This window comes from Sulfitobacter sp. HI0129 (assembly GCF_001635395.1).
Taxonomy (GTDB): domain Bacteria; phylum Pseudomonadota; class Alphaproteobacteria; order Rhodobacterales; family Rhodobacteraceae; genus Sulfitobacter.
The window spans coordinates 1-3776 of the sequence record NZ_LWGH01000635.1 but is presented as its reverse complement, the minus strand read 5'-3'; the positions used below and the strand labels follow the sequence as shown (position 1 = coordinate 3776).

The following is a 3776-nucleotide window of genomic DNA, read 5'->3' as shown; positions in this document are numbered from 1 at the left end:
TCACCGATCCCATGTCCGCGACGCCATCGGCGATGGATTGCACGGCCGCGTTGGCCTTGAAGAGTGCGCCGCCCCACTGGATGTCGACCTTCAGCTCGCCGTCGGAACGTTCGGTCAACTGGTCAGCGAACCACTGCAGCGCGTCGGCGCGGGCGCCACGGTTCGGCCCGGCTTCGCCGTGGATCAGCGTCGTTTCCGCAGTGGCGACGGTGCCCGCAGCAACCAGAGCGCTGGCCATGGTCAGCTTTTTGAGAAATGTCATGTAGCTCCCCCTCCTCGGGATTTGTTTCGCATAGTGAAATGTTGTTTCAATTTCATCTCGGCGCACGCTACGGCCTGAGGTGATTCCTTGCAAGCACAGTTTTACGCGCCGTCAACACTTGGAAATGTCGGCGCCAAGAAACTGTTAACTAAAGGCAATTTGCTTACTTGCGGTAGATAAAGCAGCGTTCCGGCACCGCATCCTGCGGCAGAGGCAACTCTTCCATGGACGTGAAATACATCCGATCGCTGGCCACCATGATGCCGCCGGGTGCGAGCAGCGGCTCCACCAGCGGGGATACGACACGGGCGAAAGCATCGTTCTTGGCCCGATCATGCCCGCCGAGGTCGGCGTGAACCAATGCAGCCGTGGCCCCGAAACGTGCCAGCGCGTCAGGCAGGGTCTGGTTGACATCGCCGAGGATCAGCATGTCATCGGGCGGTGTACTGTCGGGATGCGAGGCGACGGCACGTTCGAACACATGGATCTGCCGGTTTGGCAAGATCTCCCGCAGGTGATGATAGGTCCGCCCGTTCCCGAGGCCCAGCTCGAACACGGGGCCGTGCGAATCCGCGATCAGTCGCGCCGCGGCATCGAGACAGGCGCGCTGCGAAACCATGCGGTCGATGAAAAGGTCCAGTCGGCTCATCGCGGTATCCTTCCTGCGGGTTCGTCCCTTCTGCACCATCGCACCGGGAATGTGTAGATGCAGGCGGGTTTCGTGACACTGGACGCTGCGCCGCAAATGGGCTTCACTCCCGGCAATGCCACGCGCGGCCCTGTCAGGGAACATAATGACTTCATTGCTGGACGTAGATGACCTGACAATCGGGTTCGGCTCCGCCCCGCCGGTGGTAGAGAATGTCAGCTTCTCCCTGCGCCGGGGCGAAACACTGGCGCTGGTGGGCGAAAGCGGATCGGGCAAGACACTGACCTGCCGGAGCGTGTTGCGGCTGCTGCCCCAGACGGCGACGATCCACAGCGGTTCCATCCGCTTCGCCGCGGGGAACGGCACCGCGCCTGTCGATCTGCTGTCCCTGTCTGACCGGCGCATGCGACAGGTGCGGGGGGACCGCATCGCGATGATCTTTCAGGAACCCATGCGCTCGCTTTCACCCCTGCACCGGCTCGGTGCGCAGGTGGCGGAAGCACTTCGCATCCACCGCAACATGAGCCATGGCGAAGCGAAGCGCCGGGTGCTGGAAATGTTCGATCAGGTCGGCTTTGCCGATCCCGAGCGGGCCTGGCGCAGCTACCCGTTCGAGATGTCGGGCGGCATGCGTCAGCGCGCCATGATCGCCATGGCGATGGTCGCCAGGCCCGAACTGCTGATCGCGGATGAACCGACCACGGCACTCGATGTAACGACGCAGGCGCAGGTGCTCGGCCTGATGCGCAACTTGCAGAGCCAGACCGGCATGGCGGTGATCCTCGTCACACATGATCTTGGCGTGGTCGCGAATATGGCAGAACAGATCGTGGTGATGAACCGGGGTCGCATCATGGAACGCGGCAGTGCGGCGGAGGTGCTTGCAAGCCCCGCGCATGGGTATACCGCGAAGCTTTTCTCGGCCGCGCCGATGATCCCGGAAGTGGCCCGGCCAGCACGGGCCCCGGCGCATGACGATCTAATCCTGTCGCTCCGCGACGTGACCAAGACCTATACCATGCGCGCCGGCGGGTGGCGCAAACCGGCACAGGTGACGGCCTGCCGCGATGTCACGCTGGCGCTGCAGCGGGGCAAGACGCTGGCGGTCGTGGGTGAATCCGGTTCGGGAAAGACGACCTGCGCGCGCATCGCACTGGGGGCGGAACGGCCCGATCCGGGCGGCGAGGTGCTGTTCAGCGCGGAGCCCGGGGCACCCGCCCTGCCGGTACACGATCTTTCCACCGCCCAGCGCCGGTTGTTCCAGCGTCAAGCGCAGATGGTGTTCCAGGACCCCTATTCATCCCTGTCGCCCCGGATGCGGGTTCAGGACGCATTGACCGAACCGATGGAAATCCACCGGATCGGCACCGCCGCCGAGCGGCGCGATAAGGCGGCGGAAATGCTGCGGCTCGTCGGGCTCGACCCCATGGTGGCAAAGCGATATCCGCATGCTTTTTCCGGCGGCCAGCGCCAGCGCCTGTCGATCGCGCGCGCCCTGACGCTGGACCCGGTCCTGCTGATTTGCGATGAACCGACTTCGGCGCTCGATGTGTCTGTTCAGGACCAGATCCTGACATTGCTGGAAGATATCCGCGACCGCGCTCATCTGAGCTATCTTTTCATCAGCCACGATCTGGCGGTGGTGGCGCGCATCGCCGATGAAGTCGCCGTGATGCGCGCGGGCGTGATCGTGGAGCAGGCCGCGCCCGACACGTTGTTCTACAATCCGCAGCACCCCTACACCAAGGCCCTGATCGCCGCCCAGCCGGAGCCGGATGTATCCCGCCCGATAGACCTTGAACTCGTCGCGAGGGGGGCCGGCGCACCGCATTCTTGGCCTGAAATTTTCCGCTTCGATGCAGAAACGGCCCCAGCCCTGCGCGAACTCGAACCCGGTCATATGGTGCGCTACCATGTCTAGATGGCTGGCGCTGATACTCGCTTGCGGGCTGACCGGACAGGCCTTGGCCCAAGCCGCGCCCCCGGCGGCGGCCCGGTCCACAATCGCGGATACGACGACCGCGCTGCCAATGCAGGAAACACCCTATTGGCGGCACGAAGTTGAAAGCCTGCGCCTGCCCCCTGTCGCCGAACGATTGCCGCAGGCCCCGCTCGTGATCGACCTCGAAGCGAAGGGGCGAAGCTTCGGCACCCCCGGCGGGACGATGCATATGTTGATTTCGCGTTCGAAGGACGTGCGCCAGATGGTCGTCTACGGCTACGCGCGGCTCGTGGGATACGCGCCCGACTATTCGCTCTACCCGGACATTCTGCACGGCGTGGAAATATTCGAGGGCAGGCGGTTTACCCTTCGCTTGCGCAAGGGGCACAAATGGTCCGACGGGGCGCCGTTCACCTCCGCGGATTTTGCCTATTGGTGGCAGCATGTCATCAACAATGCAGAGATCACGCCCAACGGGCCGCCCGATTTCATGTATGTAGAGGGCGTGCTTGGCAGCGTCCGCTTTCCCGATCCGGAAACGGTCGTCTTCGAATGGCCCACACCCAATCCGAACTTCCTTCCGCTGCTCGCACAGGCCAGCCCGCCGTTCATCTACCGGCCCGGTCACTACCTGCGCCAGTTCCATGCGGATTTCGCCGACCCGGTCGAACTGGAACGGGCGGTCGCGGAGGCCCGGGTGAACAGCTGGGCCGCGCTGCACAACAAGCGCGACGACATGTACAAGTTCGACAACCCCGATCTGCCCACGCTGCAGCCGTGGATGAACACCAGCGACAACGACAGTTCGCGCCAGATCTTCCTGCGCAATCCCTATTATCACCGGGTGGACACGCGCGGCGTGCAACTGCCCTATGTCGACGTGGTCGAGATGACCGTGGTGGGCGGCGGCCTTATCGCAGCCA

Annotated in this window: 3 protein-coding genes and 1 pseudogene; 2 read left to right on the top strand and 2 right to left on the bottom strand. The window is 63.8% G+C overall.

All coding sequences use genetic code 11. The annotated features are described in order from the left end of the window. Nucleotides 1-262: pseudogene (locus tag A3764_RS16515) on the bottom strand (C4-dicarboxylate TRAP transporter substrate-binding protein); the annotation flags it as partial. A gap of 163 nt (nt 263-425) precedes the next feature. Further along, nucleotides 426-911 (bottom strand): class I SAM-dependent methyltransferase, encoded by a 486-nt coding sequence (locus tag A3764_RS16510; protein WP_067922703.1) that lies wholly within the window; start codon nt 909-911, stop codon nt 426-428. Nucleotides 912-1056: 145 nt separating this feature from the next. Here A3764_RS16510 and A3764_RS16505 point away from each other — a divergent pair, with 145 nt between their 5' ends. After that, nucleotides 1057-2832, top strand: a complete 1776-nt coding sequence (locus A3764_RS16505; RefSeq protein ID WP_201722161.1) for an ABC transporter ATP-binding protein — start codon at nt 1057-1059, stop codon at nt 2830-2832. Further along, nucleotides 2825-3776 (top strand): ABC transporter substrate-binding protein (locus tag A3764_RS16500; RefSeq protein ID WP_236628222.1); only part of this gene is annotated, 952 nt, incomplete at its 3' end. The genes A3764_RS16505 and A3764_RS16500, both read left to right, overlap by 8 nt.